The sequence below is a fragment of the Scytonema sp. UIC 10036 genome, assembly GCF_009725235.1.
The window spans coordinates 1-20,997 of record NZ_WJFC01000047.1 but is presented as its reverse complement, the minus strand read 5'-3'; the positions used below and the strand labels follow the sequence as shown (position 1 = coordinate 20,997).

The 20,997-nt window shown below is 40.8% G+C and carries 19 protein-coding genes and 1 pseudogene; 11 read left to right on the top strand and 9 right to left on the bottom strand.

From position 1 onward, the window contains the following. Positions 1–11: 11 nt before the first annotated feature. The 5 genes and pseudogenes from F7734_RS22255 to csaB all read right to left on the bottom strand — a co-directional run bounded on the left by F7734_RS22255 (position 12) and on the right by csaB (position 5,089). Positions 12–1,097 (bottom strand): hypothetical protein, encoded by a 1,086-nt coding sequence (locus F7734_RS22255; protein WP_207714174.1) that lies wholly within the window; start codon positions 1,095–1,097, stop codon positions 12–14. Positions 1,098–1,171: 74 nt separating this feature from the next. Next, positions 1,172–2,266 (bottom strand): hypothetical protein, encoded by a 1,095-nt coding sequence (locus F7734_RS22250; protein ID WP_155746706.1) that lies wholly within the window; start codon positions 2,264–2,266, stop codon positions 1,172–1,174. 20 nt (positions 2,267–2,286) lie between these two features. Next, positions 2,287–3,210: a trypsin-like peptidase domain-containing protein gene (locus tag F7734_RS22245; RefSeq protein WP_155746705.1), complete on the bottom strand. Its 924-nt coding sequence runs from the start codon at positions 3,208–3,210 to the stop codon at positions 2,287–2,289. Positions 3,211–3,435: 225 nt separating this feature from the next. Next, positions 3,436–4,026: pseudogene (locus F7734_RS22240) on the bottom strand (Uma2 family endonuclease). Between the two features lie 25 nt (positions 4,027–4,051). Next, positions 4,052–5,089 (bottom strand): polysaccharide pyruvyl transferase CsaB, encoded by a 1,038-nt coding sequence (gene csaB / locus F7734_RS22235; RefSeq protein WP_155746704.1) that lies wholly within the window; start codon positions 5,087–5,089, stop codon positions 4,052–4,054. Between the two features lie 84 nt (positions 5,090–5,173). On the opposite strand from csaB, the gene F7734_RS22230 reads away from it, so the two are divergent. From F7734_RS22230 to F7734_RS22215, 4 genes are all read left to right on the top strand, one after another. Further along, on the top strand, positions 5,174–5,521 hold the full coding sequence (locus F7734_RS22230) for a DUF2499 domain-containing protein (protein WP_155746744.1): 348 nt from the start codon (positions 5,174–5,176) through the stop codon (positions 5,519–5,521). Beyond that, the gene (locus F7734_RS22225; protein ID WP_155746703.1) at positions 5,518–5,811 is read left to right on the top strand and encodes a DUF3593 domain-containing protein; all 294 of its coding nucleotides are present in this window, start codon (positions 5,518–5,520) and stop codon (positions 5,809–5,811) included. Before F7734_RS22230 ends, F7734_RS22225 begins: the two co-directional genes overlap by 4 nt. A 54-nt stretch (positions 5,812–5,865) precedes the next feature. After that, entirely contained in the window at positions 5,866–6,639 is a 774-nt protein-coding gene (gene hisA / locus F7734_RS22220; protein ID WP_155746702.1) for a 1-(5-phosphoribosyl)-5-[(5-phosphoribosylamino)methylideneamino]imidazole-4-carboxamide isomerase, read from the top strand. Positions 6,640–7,071: 432 nt separating this feature from the next. Further along, positions 7,072–7,311, top strand: coding sequence for a hypothetical protein (locus tag F7734_RS22215; protein ID WP_155746701.1), 240 nt, complete (start codon positions 7,072–7,074; stop codon positions 7,309–7,311). Between the two features lie 96 nt (positions 7,312–7,407). On the opposite strand, the gene F7734_RS22210 is transcribed toward F7734_RS22215, so the two are convergent. From F7734_RS22210 to F7734_RS22200, 3 genes are all read right to left on the bottom strand, one after another. Then, the gene (locus F7734_RS22210) at positions 7,408–8,067 is read right to left on the bottom strand and encodes an ester cyclase (RefSeq protein ID WP_155746700.1); all 660 of its coding nucleotides are present in this window, start codon (positions 8,065–8,067) and stop codon (positions 7,408–7,410) included. A 355-nt stretch (positions 8,068–8,422) separates the two neighbouring features. Beyond that, positions 8,423–9,517: a hypothetical protein gene (locus F7734_RS22205; protein ID WP_166482066.1), complete on the bottom strand. Its 1,095-nt coding sequence runs from the start codon at positions 9,515–9,517 to the stop codon at positions 8,423–8,425. 106 nt (positions 9,518–9,623) lie between these two features. Next, complete coding sequence (locus F7734_RS22200; protein ID WP_155746699.1) at positions 9,624–10,598, bottom strand: hypothetical protein; 975 nt, start codon at positions 10,596–10,598, stop codon at positions 9,624–9,626. Between the two features lie 614 nt (positions 10,599–11,212). On the opposite strand from F7734_RS22200, the gene F7734_RS22195 reads away from it, so the two are divergent. The 6 genes from F7734_RS22195 (at position 11,213) to F7734_RS22170 (ending at position 19,676) form a co-directional block, all read left to right on the top strand. After that, positions 11,213–11,965 carry a response regulator transcription factor gene (locus F7734_RS22195; protein WP_155746698.1) on the top strand — a complete coding sequence of 251 codons (753 nt, stop codon included), beginning with the start codon at positions 11,213–11,215 and terminating at the stop codon, positions 11,963–11,965. 157 nt (positions 11,966–12,122) lie between these two features. Next, positions 12,123–13,439 (top strand): ATP-binding protein, encoded by a 1,317-nt coding sequence (locus F7734_RS22190; RefSeq protein WP_155746697.1) that lies wholly within the window; start codon positions 12,123–12,125, stop codon positions 13,437–13,439. A gap of 10 nt (positions 13,440–13,449) precedes the next feature. Beyond that, positions 13,450–14,136 (top strand): phosphate signaling complex protein PhoU, encoded by a 687-nt coding sequence (gene phoU, locus F7734_RS22185; RefSeq protein WP_155746696.1) that lies wholly within the window; start codon positions 13,450–13,452, stop codon positions 14,134–14,136. Positions 14,137–14,609: 473 nt separating this feature from the next. Then, positions 14,610–16,850, top strand: a complete 2,241-nt coding sequence (locus F7734_RS22180) for an alkaline phosphatase PhoX (protein WP_155746695.1) — start codon at positions 14,610–14,612, stop codon at positions 16,848–16,850. A 352-nt stretch (positions 16,851–17,202) separates the two neighbouring features. Beyond that, positions 17,203–17,802: a Crp/Fnr family transcriptional regulator gene (locus F7734_RS22175; protein WP_155746694.1), complete on the top strand. Its 600-nt coding sequence runs from the start codon at positions 17,203–17,205 to the stop codon at positions 17,800–17,802. A 146-nt stretch (positions 17,803–17,948) separates the two neighbouring features. Continuing rightward, on the top strand, positions 17,949–19,676 hold the full coding sequence (locus tag F7734_RS22170; RefSeq protein WP_155746693.1) for an iron uptake porin: 1,728 nt from the start codon (positions 17,949–17,951) through the stop codon (positions 19,674–19,676). A gap of 109 nt (positions 19,677–19,785) precedes the next feature. Here the strand turns inward: F7734_RS22170 and F7734_RS22165 are convergent, their stop codons facing one another. Beyond that, on the bottom strand, positions 19,786–20,043 hold the full coding sequence (locus F7734_RS22165) for a hypothetical protein (RefSeq protein ID WP_155746692.1): 258 nt from the start codon (positions 20,041–20,043) through the stop codon (positions 19,786–19,788). A gap of 232 nt (positions 20,044–20,275) precedes the next feature. Between F7734_RS22165 and F7734_RS22160 the strand changes: the two genes are divergently transcribed. Continuing rightward, positions 20,276–20,881 carry a DUF3318 domain-containing protein gene (locus F7734_RS22160; protein WP_155746743.1) on the top strand — a complete coding sequence of 202 codons (606 nt, stop codon included), beginning with the start codon at positions 20,276–20,278 and terminating at the stop codon, positions 20,879–20,881. Positions 20,882–20,997: the final 116 nt, after the last annotated feature.

Genomic DNA, 20,997 nt, shown 5'->3' with positions numbered 1-20,997 from the left:
CCGTAACCTCCTTATAAATTTTGGATAATGTGGTTCATTTCCCGATAGGTACCTACTAAATTTCCACATTGTTTTTTTAGTCTATTGAGATAATAGTCAATACGCTCTTTTGGAACTCCTTCGTTTCTAAGTTGGCTACGAAACCAAGCTTCTAACTCCGTAAATTCAAATTTATCTGGAGTTGGTAAAACTGTAAATCCTTCTAGAGGCTTTTTACCTACGTTCGCCCAAACTAAAACAAAACAACGACTTTGATTTGCTAAAAATGGTATGACACGTTCGCTCAATTCTGTCCAAAATGATTTAGCTAACAATTTCATGTTCTTTTGGGGAATATCAAAATTCCAAACAATCAGCATTATGTCAGTATTTACCTGATATCCAAACACATTGGTAAGGCAATCATACTCGTATTTATTAAGAAAATCGCGTTCTATATCTTGATGGTTAATAATAGTGCTTCGATAAAGTTGTACGTCAAACCTCTCAGTATGACGCTGTGTGGTTTGATTCAATTCGCGTCGAATCCGCTCAATAATGTATTGCTCTAAAAGTAATACATCACCTCCTACCGAGAAAGCAAATGCTCCCTCATATTTAATTTGCTTACTGAATTTTAATATGAGTTCTTTTAAATCAAAGTTAATAATAATATTACGGTCAATCTTAGCAGAGGGTTGAATGCCTATGGCAGGAGAAGTGTTCTGACGAGCTTGAGCTAATTTGTCAGTGATTATATTCCGTTTTTGGTTGTGATAATTATTATGATAATTATCTTTCCAATCTTCATATTTTTTAATGACGTCTTGAATAAATACTTTCTCCTCTTCTATTAATTGAAAAAGAAAGTTGAACAAAATAATATTATCCAAAAATACAATTAAACCTAATTTATTATCACCATTTACTTCAATATATACTTTGGATAATAGGTTGCATAAATTAGGAATATAAAAGCGCAACTTTTTATCCAATTCAACTGAGTTACAGTGCTGATACAAACCACAATTCTCTAAAAAGTCACGACGAGAAGTGGCATCAGTTGCCTGAAGGTAATTATTATTAATCAAAATTTGCTGAAGCTGACTGCGCTCCACATACGTGAGAAATTCCATCTATTTAGTCATATTATGTTTAATTTATGATTCTGGTATCTTACATAGAACTAAGTCTAACTTTCTAGCAGCTTTTCAAGAGCATCTAGCTCAGCCTCTGTCTCTGCATCAATGGGAGGTAAGGGACGCTGCATGATGGCGAAAAGCGAGGGCTGATGTACGCTTCTTGCTTGTAACCCCAACTCCTGCATGAAATCTTCAATTTTCAACACCATCTGCTTGCGGTCAGCTTTGGTCAAATCAGGACTGCGATAAATTGCAGTTTTTATGGCAGGCAAAAGAAATTTCTTTACTTTCTCATATTCCCCTAACAAAACACCATCTTGGGCTTGCTCAACTAGTTCTTTTATGCTTAGCAACGACTCCCAATCTTGCTGCTTGCGCTTTTCTATACGAAACAGCATATAGCTATAACCTTTGAAAGGTTTACTATCACGGATAAACACTTTAGTAGTTCCGGGAGAGCCAACTCGCAGGTTATCATTCACCACGCAAAGAGTATCACTATTAATTTCATGTTCCTCCGCTAAAATGACAGCAAAATAACCTTCTCTCAAATAATTGCTACTACCTCCGTCAGCATCAGAGAAAGTTTGTTGATAGCCTAGCTCTAACCGCCGCTCTCCAATATTAAATAAATCTTCAATTCCCCGATACACAGGTTCTGCAAAATTCAGAACACTTGATAGTTCAGGTACAGGTAACAATTTGGCAAATCTTCCCATCGTCTCGATAAACTTGCCAATAGAGTCAGTAGCAGCCATGCTGAACAATCCAGCTTGCAACTCTACCAAACCTTGATTAAATGGAAACAGGGGAGTGAGAGCATATCGATCCTGAATAACTTTATGCAAATCGTTGCTTCCTAAGTCATTCAATTGTCCTGGGGCTGCTAGATAAGGAATGGTCACTAACTCTCCGCCATGATTGAAACGAACAGCAGCATGAACCACTGGATAACGATGTTTGAACCAGTCCACATCTTTAGCTATGTTCATATCCTCTAGCCAAATACGGCAATAGGCTTCCCCTGCATTAATGGGTGTATCATCGTATTCTATGTCAACGCGATGTTTTGGTAGGAAAAGAGCTTTATACTTCCTAGCCTCACGGCTGAAACTTTCAGATAAACTCTGAAAAATCTTATTCATAAAATTTTGTTTCTGTCGAATTAAACTAAATTTAATGGCATATGATTCTTGATAGAATACATAGGAATGCCTGCTAATATTCCTTGTAGCACAGAACGACCAATACCGGAATGACCCCGATGAATCGCTACCAATTCCCACTGGGTGTTAAAAATTGGCGCTCCGGAAGAACCTTCATCGGCGCTAATGTTATGGTCGATATAATCTTCTCCTACCTGCACGATCTTTCCTATATCGGAAATCACTACTGGTTTTCCCAACGGGTGATGTATGAGGCGTATATCTTGACCATCATTCAAGAAAGTATAGTTACGAACGACAATTGATTGTTGAGGCGGTTCTCCTTTAATACGAACCAAGGCATAGTCGAGGCGGTTGTGGAAACAGACAAATTTCATGTCAAGTTCAAAGATATCTTCAAGTCCATAACTTCCTGTTTTGTAACCCAAGCGTACCCAAGCTTGCTGCACTTGAGTTTTGCTAAAAATGTGATTGCAGGTTAGCAAAAGATTTTTTTCTAATAGTACTCCTGTCCCAATGCCATTTCCTTTAGGCGACTCGATTCTGCCAACGGCACTGCGAACCTTTAAAGCCTTGAAGTTCTCCTGACCCTGGTCAATGAGCCGACTAAATAGATCTACCTCTTCGTCAGAAAGTCCATAACTTTCAATGAACTCACTAAGATGTTCTAGGAGTTTAACCATTGGGTGATAGTCTGGCTGCCCACGGGAAATACGGTAGGCTTTGAATGCTGCTACTAGTGAAGGAGCCAATGTGTTAGGTTGTGACTCAAGCCTTAAATTACCTATCCAAGCTGAGTTAATTCCAGCATTGTTTAGAAGAGTTAGGCGATCGCTAGCATTAGGCTTATCGTTTAGCACTTTTATCAGTGCCTTGGTTAAGGGTATTACATTGCTCTGTTCCAAAAATACTTCTGGCTCCATTGACTGCAATTCTCCTATAAAGAGTGTATCCAAATTCGCAGGAACATATTAAAATTCAAACTGAGGTTGCGCCATTTCGGATTATACGCTACACTGAGTCTCATATCATTTTTATTAGCCTTCATAGCATAAAAACCCTGATGAAGTAACAACAAGAGCTAGGAGGCAGATAATTTATCCAATATCGAATCTTTTTTATAGGCAGCAAACTCCCTTCGGAGGATTTTACCTCTGTTTCCCCAAGCCAGGAAAAACTTTATCCAAATCCAAAGATAGATCGGAAAAACATGGAATTGTGACCGATTCATTTCGCAAAGCAATCTGCTTTAAGCGATCGCCATACTTTCCTTACTCATCAAGATAAGGCTGACTGTAACGCTCTAATTGATTAGCTACTAAATTAACAATCCAATAATCTTGAATTTTATTTTCAGCATATAGTTCCTGTTTTGTATTCTGGTCACAGTCAAGAGAAGAATCAGCTACTTCAATAACTAGGAAAATATCTTCAGGTTGAGGATGGTTCAGTAAATAATCGTCAGCTTGTCCCCGCACGATCGCAACATCGAGTTCGGGTTCGTTATTTGGGAGTAGTACCACAGGCTCTTGTACGCGGATAACAACTCTATCCCCTAGCAATCTCTCTAATTCTCTGGATAACTTTGTGTTAGAAACAGAGTGTCGCGTACCTTTTGCTGCCATTTGTATTAATTCTCCCCTAATCAACTCCACTCTGTCATCCTCTGTCAGAAATCCCAATTCCATGAGACGATGATACTCATCTAAAGTGAAGCGTTTAGGGGTAACAGTAGTCATGGGAGAAAAAGTGAGTTGGCTGTTATTATTCTAAAACTTCTTTCAAAACCTCGCGGTGCATAAGCGCTCTATCTACTAACGACTGTATTTTATCTGTAGATAATGGGTCACCATTGGCATAATGCTCGATCCATGTTTTACTAATCACATTAGGGTCATCAGGCAAAGTTGCTAAATTCCATCCCGGCATCTCTAAATCTTCCATCAACCGATTGACTTTGGGATCGTAACTGAGAGCAAAGCAGCGACACCCTTCTGATGCAGCCATAATTAAGCTGTGCAAGCGCATCCCAATTGCCATTTCTACACCGCGAAAAACTCCTTTTAAAAGTTCTGGTTCTTTTAAGGACATTATTTGGCTGACACCTTCAAGTTTTGGTTGTATGGCTTGAGCTATTTCTAAATCTTCACTTTGCTGAAACGGTAGCAACAATATAAAAGTTTGTGTTGCTTTTTGAAAATCAACCAAGGCGCGAGTTAAGTTGGCAAGACGTGTTTCTGTTAAATCGGGGTGCCTTCTTAGTGTCACTGCAACTCTAGGAGCAGGCAAATCCCAGAGTTTAGGAACTGGTTTACTTTCCAAAGCCCACACCGGATCGGGAGCCAAAATACAAGGAACATGCCAATCAGTAAGCATAGCAGCAGAAGTGCGATCGCGGACACTTACTTTTGTACAACCACTAAAAGTTTGCCGTGCTAACCAACGAGTGATAGGACGCTTCAACGGACCGATCCCCTGTCCCCAAGCAACTGTTTTTAAACCCATTCTTTGAGCTACCGCCATAATTCCCGCATAATAAAAAGGGCTGATAAGGCTAGTGGTATCTTGAATTAAACTGCCACCACCCCAGATAAAAGCGTCGCAAGAGCGCAAAGCTTGTATAACAGGGGAAATTTTCATGCGCTCCCGTGCTTCCACATGATAACGATCGCTTGTTTCTTTGGGATTACCAGAGAGAACCACAGGTGTGACTGATGGTGGTAGCATTTGTAGAAGTGTTGCTAATAAGGCTTCGTCCCCACCGTTACCTTGACCGTAATACCCAGATAACAGAACCCGCATTGTTTTATTTTGGATTTTAGATTTTGGATTTTAGATTATCAATTTTTTCTTAAAAAGACCAATGACTATTGACTATTGACTCCTATGCATGCTCTTTCGATTCCAACTTGGATTATTCATATATCTAGCGTTATTGAGTGGATTGCCGCTATTTGGTTAATCTGGAAGTACGGGCAAGTAACAGGAAACCGTACTTGGGGGGCGTTATCCTTTGCGATGTTACCCGCCCTCGTCAGCGCTATGTGTGCCTGTACCTGGCATTATTTTGACAACGCAAAATCTCTAGAATGGCTGGTCACTCTACAAGCTACCATGACCTTAATAGGTAATTTTACGCTTTGGGCAGCCGCTTTTTGGATTTGGCGTTCCTATCGTACCAAAACAACTCCCTACTCCCCACTCCCCAATCCTTACTCTCCAGAAAAGCAATGATTTCAAAAGAAACCCTTTTTGCCCTTTCCCTATTTCCATACTTGGGTTTCTTGTGGTATCTCAGCCGTATTCAGCCAACGCCTCGTTTGGCACTGTATGGATTTTATGGCACTCTCGTTTTTGTTGCCGTTACCATCCCGGCGGGGATTTATGCTCAAGTACACTATGGTAATACTCTGGCAAACGTTGATTGGCTGCATGGCGGTGCAGAACTTTTTTTGACGCTTTCTAACATCCTAATTGTGCTCGGTTTTCGTGAGGCTGTGATGAAGGGAAACAGTGACCAGTGACCAGTGACCACTAACAACCAACAACTAACCACTAACAACTAACCCCTAACCCTTATGGAAATTATCCCAGCAATAGATTTATTAGAAGGTCGCTGTGTACGGCTATACCAAGGTGACTACGAGCGATCCCAAGTGTTCAACGAGAACCCCGTTGAAGTTGCCAAACAGTGGGTTGAGCAAGGTGCTACCAGATTGCACGTCGTCGATCTTGACGGCGCAAAAACAGGTCAGCCAATTAACTTAGCAGCGATTGAGGCGATCTCATCCGCTTGTTCCGTACCAATTCAAGTTGGTGGAGGAATTCGGGAACACTCTACAGCAAAACAGTTACTCAATCTGGGGGTGCAGCGAGTCATCTTAGGAACCGTAGCTGTAGAACAGCCCCAACTTGTACAACAACTTTGCCAAGAGTTTCCCGGACAAATTGTTGTTGGTATAGATGCTCGTAACGGGCTAGTTGCAACTCGTGGTTGGCTGGAAACTTCAGAAGTTTCTGCTTCACAATTGGCTGTACAGATGCAAGAATTGGGAGCCGCCGCTATTATTTACACCGATATTCATCGGGATGGGACTCTTTCCGGACCCAATCTAGAAGCATTGCGTGCGATCGCAGCTACTGTTACCATACCTATCATTGCTTCTGGTGGCGTAAGTTCTGTAACAGACTTGTTAAGTCTGTTAGCTTTAGAACCTCAAGGCGTCACAGGCGTTATTGTTGGGCGTGCTTTGTACACTGGTGATATTTCTTTAAGAGAAGCATTGCGTGCAGTAGGACAAGGACGTATTCAAGATATTCCACCAAATATAGATTTTTCTACCTTTGCGTAACCCAGTAAAGGTCGAAGGTGTTTTCACGTTTTTCGACCGGCTTGCAGCCGGTTATTTTTTAATTTTCCGGAATGTGAATTGGCGATCGTGTATCTCAGTATGTAAGAAAAAATCAATAACCCACTATGAAACGTCGAAAAATTCCCAATAATGGCAGACCACTGAGAACTGAATCTAGTGTATTCAGTTTTGAAAGCTTCAATATCCAAAAATTGCTAAAGAGCATCAAAAAATTATTAAGTAAATTGCGTTTGAAAAATTCTAAATAGTTTTACAATTATATAAAAATTTTTATTTAAAATTTTAAATTTTCACTTAATGGGTTTCCTCTCCAATAGAGACGTGCGAAGAAAGCGTCTCTATTTTTCTTTTTTACTGAACTTTATTTTTGAGAGCCTCCTACTCCCTCCCCGCCAGAAGATGACCTACAAGATGATTGAAATTTTAAAGCGGGAAGGGAGTAAATTTACGCCACTTGCCAATACTACAAGGGCTGAGAATTTTAGCTTTGTTGGGTTGAGCGACAGCGAAACCCAACAAATGCTTCTAGATGTTGGGTTTCGTTCCTCAACCCAACCTACTTGTTTTGGAATTTATGTCTCAGCCCTTGTAGTATTGCGCCACTTGCTACAAGTCGCTAACCCGAATGCCAGTTCACCCTTGTCGGGCTAACCCTGAGGCAGAACTAGCTCCCGAATGCAGTAGCGTCTCTAAAAAAGGGGACTTTAAGGATTTCCCCCTTTTTAAGGCTACACTTCATCCACTTCCTCAAGAGTGAAAGGGGCATTTAGAAGTGGTTAATTTGTTGAGAAAAGCACTGTTATCAAAGAAGTGTTCTACTGATTCGATTTTCAGTTCTTCGGTAACACTAGCAACACTTAATCCAACTATTTCTACCGTTTCACCTGTAGGAGCAAAGTCTTTAAACTTCCCCTTAAATTGCCCCCAATGTCTCCACTTAAAGACAACATTGGGCGGTGGGGATAACACTGCGATTAATTCCCAATGAAATCCTTCCGGAAAAGCTGTATGAAAGAGGTTATAGGAGGAATCAAAGGTTTCCTCGGTTGAACGATAATGTTCTGTGTCCCCTAAAAAGAGGTTGTAAGTCCCGACATCTATTACATCTTGCGCTGTGTATTGTTTGCCTCCATTGGTACTCATGCGAAACTTCTCAGTAACAACAGAAAGCCATTGTTGTGGATTGATTTTGTGGGTGGCTTCCATCTCAAAAGTTCTTACAAGATTGTGAGCGATCGCATTCAGAGAACCTTCGGCATGGTTGCACTGGCGCTCTTGTTCGCGGAATTGATTAGTATGGGAATAATCTGGTCTTCCCTCTCGCCATTCAACCGAAGCATCCATCGCAATTACTTCTTCTCGATCTCGTACCCAGAGAGGTAATTCTACTGGTTGTGCGTTACTCATAAAGATTCCCCTGATGGAGTTATAGCGCTCTTATCATAATGATTATCTCATCATAGGGATTTGTTTGCAGTTCGCGATATCTAATTGCCTAAATAAAACTTTCAGTCCAATCCGGAATCAATTGTCAGCAAAATGTAGATAGATATATCAGTACTTCAACAGTTAAAAATATGACTACACCAAAACAGGGTTCGCAATCTAAGCAAATTAAAAAAGCTCCAAAACCAACAAAACCGAAGAAAACAGAGTCTGGTGCTAGTAAGTAAAGAATTTGTTGGTTGTTAGTGGTTAGTTGTTGATAGTTCTAACCACTATCTACTATCCACTATCCACTAACAACTAACCACTATCCCAGTTATTTATTCTTCACTTGACTTTTAGCTTGTTCTAAAGCAATTTCTTTCATAGCTTGATAAGAATTGACATTTGCAGTTCCCTCAATAGCTTTAACAGCCAAATCCTGAACTTGTTTCAAAGCAGATTCAAGTTGTTTGGAAAGGTTCTGAATGCGAGATTCCTGATTGCCGATAGTTTGTTCCAAAGATTGTAATCTCTGTTCGTAAAAGCGCTTTTGACCTTCCACTTCTTTGGCAAACATATCTGATTTTATCTTAGCTTGATAATGGGCAATACCTTTGCCTTCTTCTGTAGCTTTTTTAATCGCTGCTTCTTTTTCTTTAGGAAAAGCTTCTACTTTTGCTTTAGATTCTTCAAACTGTTTTTCTTGCTCTGAGATAATCTTTTCTCTCTCAGCCCATTGTTTTTCGACTTCTTGTCTGGATTCATCCAATTCTTTATATAGTGCTTTTTGCTGTTGTTCGTATTCTTCGGTTTCTAATTTACGCCGAAGCTCTAGATCGTACTTGTATTCCGATGCATCTCTTTGACGATTTTTATTAAGATTTTCATTTCTTTCTTTTATCGAGCGTTTGTGTTCTTCTTGTTCTTTTTCCCAAGCTTTTCTTTGCTCTTGAATTGCTTGTGATAATGTTTCGTATTGCTGATTGTACTCTTCTTGATAGGCTTTATAATTCTCTTCGTAGGTGGCGATGAGGTTATCCAAAGTGTCTTCTGATACTTCTAAAGCGTGTAATTGTTTTAACTCTTGACTTTCAGTTTCCAAGGATTTACCGATTTCTTCTAGCTTAGATGCTCTTGTCGTCAGTTGTTCTGACAATTCGCTTGCCGCACTACCAAAACCCAACTGGATTTTTACTAAGCTTTCAATTGTGGAATTCATTTTTTGCTGAACATTAGAGGCTTGATTCATAATTGTTGGTTTTGTTTCTATTTTTGTCTCGTCTTTAGTAACTGAACTATTAACAGAATTTGCTGATTTATGTAATCGGTCAAGTTGAGATTTCAGTTCTACTTTTTCTTTAGCTAATTCTTCATAAGCTTGAAGAATCTCAGCCTTTGTATTTTTATCGTTTGGTTTTTTTGCTGGCACAATATATCTCCTTTGCTAATTGCTAATTGCTAATTGCTGATTGCTAATTGCTAATTGCTAATTGCTAATTTTTTTCCATTAGCCATTAACCATTAGCCATTAGCCATTAACTATTTCCAAAAGCCCGCATTGCTAAGTCTTGAGCTTGTTTCAACGCTGTTTGTAGTTGAGTAGAAATAGTTTCTATTTGCTCTAATTGCTTCTTAATAGTCTCTTCCAATGATTGAATTTTTAATTCATAACTTTGTTTGGTAGATTCCCATTCTTTTTCCAACAGGTCGGCTTCAATTTTGGTTTTCTGGCTGGTTTCTTTAATAGCTTCTTCTCTTGCTTTTTTAATAGCTTCTTCTAATTCATTTGGAAAAGTAGCAATTTTCTTTTGATACTCGTCAAACAAAGGTTTATTTTTAGTAATTATTTTTTCTCGCTCTGCCCAATTTTTATCTTTTTCTTGTGTTGTTTCTTGTATTTCTCTTTCTAAAGTCCGTTTTTTAGCTTCATAGGAATTGGCATTAATTTTTCGAGAGTTTTCTAATTTATACTGATATTCCTCTTCTTCTAAGGTTCTTTCCTTCGTTAGTAAATCATTATAAGCTTTGATAGCTTCTTCATACTCTGCTTGTTCTTTTTGCCAATCTTTACGTCCATTGGCTACTTCTTTTTCTAATAATTCTCTTTTACTGGCAATGTCTTGTTCTAGAATTTTTAATTTTTCTTGATGCTCTTTGGTAAGAATATCGAGAGTATCTGCTACGACTCTAATCTTTTGAAGTTCTTGCAAGTTTTTGGTTTCAATCTCTATTGCCTGATTTAATTCATCTAGTTTAGAAGTCTCTTTTGCTAATTTTTCAGATAAGGAATTGACAATGCTACCAAACTCTAATTGTAAATCTGCTAGCCCTTTAACAATATTGTCAACTGTATATGTAGAAACAGCTTCCAAAATTTGTGTATTTTTTACTTTTTCGGCTTCTTCTTGCTTGGTAGCTATTTTTAACTCTAACTTTTTCCTGTCTGCAAGAATTTGCTGAAATGTTTGCATAAGTTGTTGTTTGCTTTCTTTTGATGCAGCTACTGTCATATTTCATCTCCTGAATCTACATTGGTTATCTAAGTAGCAAGTCATACCAAAACTTACCCAGTATTAAGTTCAGGGTAGCCTTGGAGTATGCTTTGTAAGTGCAGTAAAAATACTGAAATGAGAAAACACAGTCTGAGATGAGAAATGCTCAGCTGTTTTTAGTACTATTGTACTAAATAAATATACTCAAAGTGATTTATGGCTGTCAAGCTTTTGACAGTGACCAGTGACCAGTGACCAGTGACCAGCGATTGGTTTATATGAAGGTTGTTTTCTACTTGAGAGATTAATCAATGATGTTCTGCCTGTTACAATTAAATAGATAAAGTTTTCAGAATATATCAATTTATTAACGGTCTTGAGCAATTGTGAAGTTCAGCAAGTTTTTTCAATAAGCAATGTGCTGAAATAAGGTTACTTGCTGCTCTTTTACTTTCTAAATAAAAGCAAAAAAGTCAAAAACAATTTTGGCGCTGGCGTTACGTTGGTTTATAATTGGAAGAAGTTACATATATTACATTTTGCAAAACAAAACGCGAGTATTTAGAGCGTAATTTCACTGAAACTGCATAATTTGTTTGATACAGGCGTAACCACTCAACTCTGTGATATCAATGTTTACTAGCGAATCGACTAAGTATCCACATACAGCAGAAATCGGACAAAGAAGCCGGATTTTAGTAGTGGAAGATGAGGAACTCATCCGGGAAATGCTTGTTCTTGCGTTGGAAGAAGAAGGTTATGGGGTGCTGACTGCCTCTGATGGGCGCTTGGCCGTAGAATACTTGAAAAATTTCGAGCCAAACTCGGGCGAGTCACCCTTCGATCTGGTTATTTTAGATTTGATGTTACCTCAAATCAACGGATTGGATATTTGTCGCTTACTTCGTTATCAGGGAAATCCAGTACCTATTTTGATGTTAAGCGCAAAAGGTAGCGAAACAGACCGCGTTCTTGGGCTGGAAGTAGGTGCAGACGATTACCTCACCAAGCCTTTTAGTATGCGGGAGTTAGTTGCTCGATGTCGAGCGTTGTTACGTCGTCAGCGTTTGAGTACTTTGCCTCAACTGCCTGTCTTACAGTACAAGGATGTGACATTGTATCCTCAAGAATGTCGCGTGCTTGTACGCGGTCACGAAGTTAATTTATCTCCCAAAGAGTTCCGCTTGTTAGAACTGTTTATGAGCTATGCTCGCCGTGTCTGGTCGAGGGAACAGCTACTGGATCAAGTTTGGGGACCTGATTTTGTGGGGGATAGTAAAACTGTAGATGTTCACATTCGTTGGTTGCGCGAAAAGTTAGAGATTGACCCCAGCCGTCCGGAATATATTGTGACGGTTAGAGGTTTTGGATATAGGTTTGGTTAATTTGATGGGCTGCAAGATCCAGCTAGATCTCCGACTTCTCTAAGAAGTTGGATATTTACAATTTCTGTAAATAAAATTGACAATATGACTAGTTTCTGGCTGATAGAAGCGTTAGTGTGTTAGTGAACATAAGACAACTAGCAGCTAGCAGCCAGCAATGCTTATATTGGGATTTTTATTGGGTTTGGCGGTTGGTATTGGGTTTTGGTTGTGGCAACAGTTTCAACTGAACAATTACTTGGCTCAAATATTACAACCCCTAACCGTACCCTCATGTAGGGTGGTGCTACTTATTCCTAACTTGCGGCACAAAATTAAACTGGTTAAGCAACAAAGGCAACAATTACATCAGGTGCTGCAAACCCAAAAAGATTTGCTTGAGTTTGCACCACTGGGTTATTTGCAGGTAGATGAGGAAAATCAGCTGCTTTGGTGTAACGACCAAGCACAGAAAATGCTATACCTGCAAAGATGGCAACCAGGTCAAGTGCGCTTGCTGCTAGAGTTAGTCAGGTCTTACGAACTGGATCAGTTAATTGAGCAAACACGGAATTGTCAACAGCCGCAAGCGAAACAGTGGGAGTTTCATCCTTCTTGTGAGGATGCAGCCGCAATTTCAGAAGTCAAGTCTTTGATGTTGCGAGGAACGAGCTTGCCTTTACCTAAAGGACAAGTGGGTGTATTTATAGAAAATCAACAACCTTTGCTGGATCTCACTAAAGCACGGGAACTAGCTCTTTCTGACCTCGCTCACGAATTGAGAACACCTCTAACTTCAATTCGTTTGATTGTCGAAACTTTACAAGAGCGTGTAAAATCACCTCTAGACCGATGGGTTGGTCGGCTTTTACAAGAGGTTGACAGATTAATCAATTTGGTGCAATGTTGGTTAGAACTTACCCAGTTAGAAGCTAACCCAACTATCCAACTTAATTGGAACTTAGTAGAAGTGCGATCGCTCATTGCTTCTGCTTGGGAAACCCTAGAACCTTTGGCTCAGCGCCAGCAAATTCAGATAGCATACTCAGGTGTGGAAAACTTTTGGATTAACGCTGATGAGTCCCGACTTTATCAGGTGTTTTTGAATTTGCTGGATAACAGTATTAAGTACAGCCCCCCTAGCACAACTATTGAAGTAGAGGCTATAATAGTCCCTGGGAATGAGAATCTAAACGAGCCAGTATTAGAGATTAATATTATTGATTCGGGAACGGGGTTTTCTGAAGCAGATCTACCGCACGTTTTTGAACGATTCTATAGGGGCGATCGCTCCCGTTCTCGTGTCACAATAAAAGATAATCTCTCGTCATCGGTAATTATTGGTAGTGGCTTAGGTTTGGCAATCGTTCGACAGATAGTTCTTGCTCATGGAGGTTCTATAAAAGCTATGAACCATCCTAAAACAGGGGGTGCATGGCTACAGGTTCAACTGCCTAACGTTGTGGCAAATTCTCAAAGTCAAGACTATAGTTAATAAAATATTCATGATTGAGACTACAAGTGTGAAAGTCCCCCTCCACAGTCCCAACCCTGAAAGACCTGAGCTGAGCCGTGAGATTCGGCGATTGGAGCGAGATGTATTGCGTATGGGTGCTCTGGTGGAACAATCATTTCGCCTGAGTCACCAAGCGCTATTTACTCGTAACCTAACTGTAGCTGAGGAACTTCCGACATTAGATGAACAAATTGATTCTTTTTATCGGCAAATTGAATCGGATTGTGCGGCAATAATGACCCAATTATCGCCTACTTCTCGGGATTTGCGTTGTTTAAGTGCTTTTATGCAGCTTGTGCGCGATCTAGAGCGCATAGGAGATTACGCCAAAGATTTGACTGAAATTGCAATTAAAATTTTTCCTTACCCATCTCATCCTTCTTTACCAGAAATTGCTGTTATGTCTCATCACGCTCAAGCTATGTTGGCAACGAGTTTGGTGGCATTGGCTGATTTGGATGATGTGGGTGGACGGTATATAAAGAGACTGGATGATGCTGTGGATAATGCTTATGAGCGTCTCTATCAAACCCTGGCACATCAGAAAGACGTTCCCGGCGTGATAGAGCCAATCTTACTGCTTGTCCTGGCAATTCGCTGTTTGGAACGAATGGCAGACCATGCAACTAACATTGGTCAACGCGTAGCTTACATTGTTACGGGTCAGCGACATTGAAATATAGGGGGTAGGGGGTAGGGCTTAGGGAGGAAAAATTTTTCCGCTCGCAATGCATTGTTTTGATTGGATCTGCCTGTTGTATCTTCCTTTTGGTATAAATTTTTATATCAAAGTTCTGCCGGTTGATAGGTCTGTCTGATTTGGGTAAAGAGTACATATTGACGATCGTAGAGATTTTAAGTAGTGTGGGATAGGTATTGTACAATCTATTAAGATTTTGTCCGGCATAGCCCACCCTACGAGTGATGGATATCGTCAACCCCACACTTAGTTCAAAATTCAAACAGGATGACAACTGATAAAAAATATTTATCGAAAAGACAGAAAATAATAGAATTAAATATTTGTTAAATAGTACACATTTTATCAAAAGCTTACCTGTTCTTAAACTTACACCTTTACATTAGGCAGAAACAGCATAAAAGTTGTTTGCTATCTTACAGATGGCAATGGTGTAATTGATTAAGCAGATGAGTATCACACGTCGGGATTTCTTGCTGTTGTTGGGAGGAAGTGCAGGTACAGTTGCACTGAGTTCCCTGGGAGGATGCGACACAAAAGTTGCAGTGCAGCCTACCACGCAAAGTACAGAAGTAACATTCACATTTAACCCAATAAAAGGTCCGATTCCCCTAGAAACAGCTGGTTTCCGACCAGAAGAACAAAAGCAGTGGTATAGTACCTATGAAGTAAAAGATGATTTGATATTGCCAAAAGGATATGAGTACCAAGTCATCGCTGCATGGGGTGATAAGGTAGGAGATTCTCGTTTTGGTTACAATAACGATTACTTATCGTTTGTGCAAACTGGGGAAAACGAGGGATATCTATCAATTAATTTTGAGTATATTAGCGCTATACCTTGGATGCAAACATATCAGCAGGTGATTGGAAAATCTTTGCCGTTTGATGAGGTAAAAGCAGCACTGAAAGCGAGTAAATCTGGGAAAAACGAGGTGAACGCCTTTGGATTACCAGAAAACGATGCAATCAAAGCTCAAATAAGAGAAATCAGTAAGGAAGCCCTTTTGGATCAAGGATTGGGTATTATCTCAATTCGCAAAACAGCAGATGGTAAGTGGGAACGCACTAACTCCGGGGCAGATAGACGAATCAGTGGTGTATCTGGGTTAGAAGATGGGCGGTATTTAAAAGCAACCGGACCCGCAGTAGCAGTATTTGTCAAAAAACAAGGACTGGGATATGTAGATAAGTTGGGCGATCGCATTATCGGTTCTTTCGCCAACTGTGCTGGTGGAACAACACCTTGGGGTACAGTCCTCAGTGCTGAGGAAAATTTCCAAGCTCAAGTTCCAGAACCAGTCTATGCTGATGGTACATCCTTTGAGCCAGAAAAGCGACCTTTTGCGCTGGGTGATGAGGAACTTTTCGGACAGGGAAATGTTTTCGGTTTATCTGGAAATAAATATGGTTGGATTGTGGAAGTCGATCCAGCTAACCCCAATGACTATGGCACAAAACACACGTGGTTGGGACGCTATCACCATGAAGCTGTGGGTGTACGGGTAGAAGCAGGAAAACCACTCGCGTTTTACTCCGGTTGCGATCGCAGGGGAGGACATATCTACAAATTTGTCAGCCGCGACAAAGTCAGCGATCCCAAAGATCGAGCTAATTCCCGATTGCTTGCACAAGGAATGCTTTACGCAGCCAAATTTAATCCTGATGGTACAGGTCGCTGGATTCCTCTCAAAGAGGATACACCTATCGATCCCGATCTTCCCAGTACGATTGCAGGAAACCTCATTCGCTTACCAAAAGGTCCGGTACAAAAAGCAGAAGCCGTGGGAAGCTTGCGGAAACTTCCGCCCCGTGTTGAAGGCGGTGATTTTGAAGCAAATCAAGACGAGCAAATTGCTCAATACAAAAAGCGGTTCAAACGACTGGGAGACCTATACGTAGGAACTCCAGAGGAAAAACAAGGAGCGATCTTAATTGATGCTCATTATGCAGCTAATGCAGCAGGTGCAACTTGTACGGCGCGTCCTGAAGATACGGAAATAGCCCCCAACGGCGACCTTTACATTAGTTTCACTTCTGGATCGCCTGATGATGAGGGCGGTCCTGATACTGGTGTTTTCAAAGGTCCCAAAGGTGAAACTCCTTATGAGTACGGCTGGGTTATGCGATTGCAAGAAGAGGGGCGCGATCCTGCAGCCATGAATTTCCGTTGGATAATGCTAGCCACAGGTGGTGAACCATCCGCAGGCGGTATGGGTTTCGCCAATCCAGACAATTTGTTACTAGATAACGATGGGAGTGTTTGGATGGTAACAGATATGTCTACTAGCAAGATGAATAACTCAGTAGAATCCCGTATTAAAGATGGAAAACCAGCTAGCATTTCTGGTTTGTTTGGAAATAATGCTCTGTGGCATATTCCTACAAGTGGCGAAAATGCAGGTAGGGCTTTCTTATTTGCCATCGGACCGATGGAATGTGAAACAACAGGACCTTGTTTTACCGAAGACAGGAAAACAATGTTTCTTGCAATACAGCATCCAGGGGAGGCTAATGGAATTCGGAAAAACCAACAATCAGAGACGAGAAAATTTCTTGTAACTACAACAACAGGTGAAGAATTTATACAATCTCGCCAGGTTCCTATTGGGTCAAATTGGCCTAGTAAAACTCCTGACGCTCCTCCTAAACCGGCGGTAGTGGCTATCTCAAGATCGCGAGTTGTTTAATTGTGCGATCGGCAGTAGACTATTTTTATCTACTGCCAATCTAATTTTTCTTCAAGTAAGAAAAATTATTTCATACACAACTTGCTACCGCTGAACTCTTTTCTTAATAAATATTTTTCAAATAAAAATATACTACAGAACCAACGACTAGAAGCAAGATGATTCCACGGTATCAAAATTTATTATGTGCCGAAATCCACCTTTTGACTGAAGTTAAGGCAAAAGAAAATTCCTGGTATCAGACGCTTGATTTCAAATACCTGCGAGTTAGCATCTCCTTGCAAATTTTAGGGTATGTCCTGTGGCTCTTGGCTCAGTTAAACTATCCCACTCTACTAAACACCCCACGACCATGATATATTCCACAAGTCACACGCCAAACACGTCTCAGTCACTTAGTCCCACTTCTAACAGTCAACTGCCGCAACGCTTGTTCACGCGGCGTGAAATTATTCCAGCACGTAATGATGTTCTGTGGAGAATTGAGCGAGGAGCAGTTCGGACATTAACCTGGAGTGAAGATGGCACATTTATTACTTTAGGCTATTGGGGAAGCGGGGAGCTTGTTGGTCATCCCTTATCTAGAGTTAAGCCATATCAGATAGAGTGTTTAACTAGCGTAGAAGCAAGCATTGTTCCACCTCATTTATGGAATCAAGATATTAACGCCTTGCTGTCTCACATTCAACAAGCAGAAGAGCTTCTAAGTATAGTACATCGCAAACCCATTTCTTTACGCTTATGGCAGTTTCTTGTTTGGTTAAGTGAAAAGTTTGGTCGTGACGTAGAACAAGGTAAGTTAATAGAGCTAAACGTAACCCATCAAGAAATGGCAGAAGTCTTAAATACAACAAGAGTAACAGTCACGCGGCTTCTTCAGCAGTTTGAAGAAGAAGGAACTCTATTACGCCACAAGCGCCGCGTGATTTTGTGTTTTCAAGATAAGAAATAAATATAGAGAAGTGAGGTTCTAGCAACTTTTAATCACTACGAACATCTGGTACAATTCTCACTAAAGATCGGTAGTAAATTCCCAATTTTTTTATTTTTGGGGATTATATCACGGTTGAGTTAGTAGGTGTGAGTGAGACGAAAAATATGACGAAACTACCTTGGAAATTGCTGAAGTTAAGCCCGGTTGTTCTGGCTGCAACATTCTTCACAGCTAATAGTGCTTTAGCCGGAGAAGTCACTGAAAACGTGACTTCCGTCGCTCAATTAGAACAACAAAACGAAAGTCTTGGTCAGGTTACATCGGTTTCTCAATTTTCTGACGTACAACCCACTGACTGGGCATTCCAAGCATTGCAATCCTTGGTTGAACGCTACGGTTGTATAGCAGGTTACCCCAATGGAACTTATCGCGGTAACCGTGCTATGACCCGTTATGAGTTTGCAGCAGGTTTGAATGCTTGTTTGGACAGAGTTAACGAACTGATTGCAACAGCTACTGCTGACTTGGTTCGGAAAGAAGACCTGGCTACCTTACAGCGCTTGCAAGAAGAATTTTCAGCGGAATTGGCTACTTTGCGCGGTCGTGTGGATGCTCTAGAAGCTCGCACTGCTGAACTAGAAGCCAATCAATTCTCTACCACCACCAAACTAGTTGGGGAAGCTATTTTCAGCTTGTCAGACGTTTTTGGAGACAACGCTGCTATCGGCGCTCGTGCATTGAGACGTGACCCAAATGCAGCACAGTCAGACTTGGATAGCAACATTACTTTCTCTGACCGGGTTCGTCTCAGCTTGAACTCCAGTTTCTTTGGCTCAGACCTATTGCAAACTCGTTTGCAAGCTAGAAACATTGTTGGAAATAATACTGTCAGTGGTACCAACATGACCCGTCTGGGTTACGATGGGAATGACGAAAACGACGTTGTTCTTGATAAACTCAACTATTCCTTCAACTTAGGTGAAGCCATACGCGTTAAGATTGACGCTACTGGTGGTGAATTTTACGAAAATATCAATACTTTCCACCCAGACCTGGCAAGTTCCGGTCGGGGTTCTATCTCCCGCTACGGTCGTTTTAGCCCTATCTACCGTCAAGGTCAAGGCGGTGCGGGTGCAACGGTCACCATCAATCCTCAAGGTGCTCTCAATGTCTCGCTGGGTTACCTAGCAGGAGGGAATAGTAACAGAGCTAATAGTCCATTAGATAGAGACGGTCTATTTGATGGTAACTATGCAGCTATAGCTCAAATAGGTTTCCAGCCTAGCAAAGCCTTCAATCTTGGTTTTACTTATGCTCACAGCTATCAAAATCCCGCACGGACTGTTGGTGGTGTCACCAGTGGTGCTGGTGTAAACCTGTTTGAATCTACCGGCAGCAATATAGCATCTCAACCATTTGGCAACGTTCCTACTACAGGCAACCACTACGGTATAGAAGCTACCTTCAGACCCACCAACAGGCTAACTGTTTCTGCTTGGGGAGGTTACACCCAAGCGATAGCTGAAAGTTCTGGTGTCACCACTGCTGGTGGCGTCACCACAAGAGTCGGTTTTTCTGATGATGCAGAGGCATGGTACTGGGGTGCTAGCTTGGGTATCAGAGATTTTGGAAGAGAAGGTAGCTTGCTAGGTATTATCTTTGGTCAACCACCTAAAGTAACAAGCAATGAAGCTAGAGTGGATGCTTTAGGTGGTGGAACCAGAGCTCTAAGAGATACTGACACCTCTTATCATTTAGAAGGTATTTACAGACTACAACTTAGCAACAATATTTCTATTACTCCTGGTGTTATAGTTATCTTTAACCCAGAACATAATGATAGAAACGATACCGAATACGTAGGTACATTGCGTACTACCTTCACCTTCTAAGATTGTCTTCTAGCAGCCCTTCCTCAATAGGAGGACACAAGGTAGTGTTTGAAACACTACCTTGTGTCCCGATAAAAAAAGCTTGCTTTGGCAGGCTTTTTTGATGTTTCTAAATTGGATTATCCTGTGAGGAAGACAAATCAGTTGGAGGGCGATCGCTACTCCAAGCCCACCAAGCACAACCACAATGACACTCGTAAAACTCCTGCCATTTACGCCGATTTTGTTCGGTTAAGACAGGCGATCGACGGTTTATCCAGACTTGTACGGCTTCTAAACTACTTGAGCGACATTTAGGACAGCAAAATTCATAAGCATGAGTTGCTTGAGTTGTCCAATTAGGGGGAATAGGAGTAAAAGCGTCCATAATTATTTGTATTAATCAATAAATACTTGTTTAAGTAAAAATAACTATTTACAATGTTTTGGCTTGTACTTTTCTATTATGTAGATAAATAAGGTAATCTTACTGTATATCAAAAGCTTTACTTAAGTCGGTCAGTGAGAAAAACCAAACTCTGTAAAGATTTGTCAACACGTTAAAACCGTGATAAAGGACTAATGACAAATGACAAATGACAAATGACAATTGGCTGAAGATGGAACCAAATGTTGAAATACGCCGTTTGATAGATATCATGCCTGCTTCTGGGCGCATGCTAACAAAAATTGTTAGTAAGCCAGAACAGCAAAAGGTGATAGACGCTTCCTTACCACTGCCTTGGAATCAAGACAGACCAATATACATTAACTTCGATTTATGGCGTCGCTTGACAAAACCACAACGTGACCTGTTGCTCTTACGAACTGTGAGTTGGTTAATAGGAGTCAAATGGTTTAAGCCCGATATTTATCAAGGTATAGCCGTAGCAGGTCTTTTAGGAGGATTTGTAGAATCAGCCCAAGCAGATGCAGTCGGTATAGTTGTCGCTTGTGGATTAACCGGGTTAGCACTGCTTCGCATATGGCGAATGAATCGTTCTCAAGAATCAGAGATTAATGCTGATGAAGCCGCTATTCGCATAGCAGAGCGCCGGGGTTACTCAGAAGCCGAAGCCGCCGAGCATTTGTTATCCGCAATTGAGGCTGTAGCCAAGATTGAAGGACGTACTGGGCTAGACTTTACTGAATTAATCCGCAGCCAAAATTTACGCGTCATCGCTGGATTGTCCCTCGTAGGAATTCCAAAAGAGAAAATTGGTTAGTTGTTGGTTGTTAGTTGTTGGTTGTTAGTTGTTGGTTGTTAGTTGTTAGTTGTTGGTTGTTAGTTGTTAGTAGTTAGTTGTTAGTAGTTAGTTGTTAGTGGTTAGTTGTTCGTAGT